1 protein-coding gene is annotated in these 662 nt (G+C 52.9%); it reads right to left on the reverse strand.

Annotated features, from left to right (window positions below; translation table 11 throughout):
* On the reverse strand, positions 1–561 hold a 561-nt coding region (locus tag DWB67_RS17785; protein WP_255418755.1), incomplete at its 3' end, for a helix-turn-helix domain-containing protein.
* Positions 562–662: the final 101 nt, after the last annotated feature.

A 662-nucleotide genomic window follows, 5' to 3' on the forward strand; every position in this document is an offset into this window, starting at 1 on the left:
AATCCCGCGATCAAAAGTGATGGATTTTCGGGCAGGTTGGGGCAGGGGTTCCATCACGCTCATCAACCGGTTCATTAGGTGTGTTGTGCTGCGGTCGTTGTTGCGGAACAGAACAGAAAAACGGGTCTTGCGCTCCACCAGCGATGCGACATTCATCTTGCCCTGAGCACGCTCTGGATTGACCGTCAGGGCCCTAAATATAGGTGTAGATCGTCTCGTGGCAGACGCGCACCGTTTGACCTTCAAATGCAATCGACCGGCGATCTGTTCCGGCGACCAACCTTCTTTGAGTTGCTTGATCACTGCCTTGCGCAGGCCGACAAGCCGCACCAATTTCCTTCGCCGCGCACGTCTTTGGGTCGCTGCGCGTTGGGCGACTACGCCGTAGTATCTATTCAACGCTGGAAGTTCGTGATCGGTGTAACCATTGCGTTTGATGTCTCGGTAAACTATCGAAACATGCCTGCCGATCTCCACCGCGATCTCGGGCACAGGGACCTTGGCATTCAGTATATCCTCGATCGTGCGCCGTTCGCGCAGGTTCAGCGCAGTATGCGCCATCTTTCATTCTTCCTGCTTTCCAGCAAGATAGGGGAAATTTCGCAACCCAGTTTAGAATGGGCCCGGCTAGAAAATGATAAAATAATAATCCATGTTATGTA

This window comes from Paracoccus sp. JM45 (assembly GCF_003590715.1).
Classification (GTDB): Bacteria; Pseudomonadota; Alphaproteobacteria; order Rhodobacterales; family Rhodobacteraceae; genus Paracoccus.